Origin of the sequence: uncultured Agitococcus sp., assembly GCF_937920075.1 — a bacterium.
Lineage (GTDB): Bacteria > Pseudomonadota > Gammaproteobacteria > Pseudomonadales > Moraxellaceae > Agitococcus.
Genome location: NZ_CALETI010000326.1, coordinates 1 through 2,009, shown reverse-complemented (window position 1 = coordinate 2,009; position 2,009 = coordinate 1). Strand labels below are relative to the sequence as shown.

General features: G+C 43.8%; 3 protein-coding genes. 2 read left to right on the top strand and 1 reads right to left on the bottom strand.

The features are described 5' to 3' along the window. The coding region (locus tag Q0212_RS11335) for a wax ester/triacylglycerol synthase domain-containing protein (protein WP_297925532.1) at nt 1-251 on the bottom strand (251 nt) is incomplete at its 3' end. A gap of 231 nt (nt 252-482) precedes the next feature. Between Q0212_RS11335 and Q0212_RS11330 the strand changes: the two genes are divergently transcribed. After that, nucleotides 483-1,166, top strand: a complete 684-nt coding sequence (locus tag Q0212_RS11330; RefSeq protein ID WP_297925530.1) for a TetR/AcrR family transcriptional regulator — start codon at nt 483-485, stop codon at nt 1,164-1,166. Continuing rightward, on the top strand, nt 1,156-2,009 hold an 854-nt coding region (locus Q0212_RS11325), incomplete at its 3' end, for an efflux RND transporter periplasmic adaptor subunit (protein WP_297925527.1). The genes Q0212_RS11330 and Q0212_RS11325, both read left to right, overlap by 11 nt.

Below are 2,009 nucleotides of genomic sequence, written 5' to 3'. Positions count from 1 at the left end.
TCAAATTGTTTATCTTCAACCCATGCTTGTAAAGGATGTGCCAAAAACTCAGGATAACGCAGTTTTAAATTCCAAGGGCTAAATACCTTGGTTTGACTACGCACTTCATCCATGAGTTTTCTTAAAAAGTCGGGCTGTTCATCGGCAGGTGGACTAAAAGTCATTAAACCGCCCACATGCATCATCGACTCGCGAGTTTCACCCGCTAAAAACGACCAATCTAAACTATTTAAACGTTTTGCAACGGCCATATTATTATCCTTATTTTATTAATCTAATAACAATAGCGCATTTTTTTCAGAATACCGCGCTTTTCCTATCACAAAAATCAAGGAAGCCTAGTTAACCTTTAACACTAGCCTGATTTTTTGCCTAATATACATCATTTTGTAAAAAAAATAGTTAATCTTGACACTGTAAAGCTGACAAGCCCATCAACTTATGATATTTAATTGGGCACTCGACCAATTAAATATTTTATTATGAACTTTTGTCCTCGTAGCCGTGGAAGACCACGCTGTCAACAAGCGGCTTTATCGCGTGAACAAATTATTGAGCGCGCGTTTTTGGCATTTGCTGAATTGGGTTATGAACAAGTGTCTTTACGCTTATTAGCAAATCATTGTGGGATCAGTGACAGCTTATTACACCATCACTTTGGCTCAAAACAGCAACTTTGGCAAGAAGCAGCCGATAATCATATTGCCCCGTTAATGGCTACTTTAACCAGTAACCTAGAAGCCTTAGCGGCTAATGATCGCCCTGCACAAGCCTTACGACACAACTTGCCTCAATCGCTAAAAAATATGGTCAGCAAACCTGCGGCCTTAGCCTTTATTTTTCGAGAGGGGGATTTAAACAATGAGCGTTCGGAATATTTACGCCAACGTTATATGCGTCCTTATCTTAATCGTTTAGATGCCTTATTTAATCAGGCGGTCTTAGATGGCGATTTTCGCCCTATTCCGCCTGCGGCGCGTCATGTTTTGATTATGGGCTTTTTGCGCTCAATGGTAATCCCTGCTCATTTACAAGACGAACTTGCCCCGCATTTAAGTAGTCAAGAGCAAACCAATGCTTTGATAGACAATATTGCCCTGTTGTTATTACATGGCTTTAGCCAATCCTCGCCACCGCTTTTAGGAGCGATCACTCATGTCCAATAAAAACCTATATCTATTGCCTTTATTAATTACCAGTAGCCTACTGCTTAGCGCCTGTGAAAAACCGCCTGTTGCTGCCGACAAGCCTCGCTTAGTCAAACTGATTAGCGTGCAAACTAGCTCCAGCCAACAAAGCCTTGATTTAGCAGGTGAAATTAAAGCACGTGTTGAATCGCCATTAGGCTTTAGGGTTGCAGGTAAAATTGTTCGTCGTTTGGTGGAAACCGGCCAAACTGTCCAAAAAGGCCAAGCCTTAGCCGAACTTGACCCACGTGATTACGAACTCGCCAAAACCGCCAGCAGCTCTCAACTTAATGCTGCAAAAGCCGATTTAGCTTTAGCTGAAGCCGAATACAAACGTTTTCAAGAATTACAAACCAAACAGTTTGTCTCGGAATTAGATTTAGACCGCAAACGGGTGGCGGTGTCTGCTGCTGCCGCACGCTTAAAAAGTTTAGAAAGTAATGTGTCTTTAGATAACAACCGTATTGCTGATACCATTTTACGCGCTGACAGTGATGGTGTGGTTAGTCAAGTACAAGCCGATGTCGGCATGGTGGTCAGCGCAGGACAGCCGATTGTCACCGTTGCCCAACAAGGTGCGCGTGAGATTGTTGTCGAGTTTCCCGAAGACCGCCGCACCATTGCTGCACAATACCCCCAAGCTCAAGTGTCGTTATGGGCGCAACCACAAGCCAAATACCCTGCCCAATTACGCGAATTATCAGCGGTCGCCGACCCTGTGACTCGTACTTTCCGCGCACGTTATAGCATTCAAGCCCCAAGCAATGCCTTGGCTTTAGGCCAATCGGCAACCTTACACCTTAACTTACAAGGTCAAAGTGG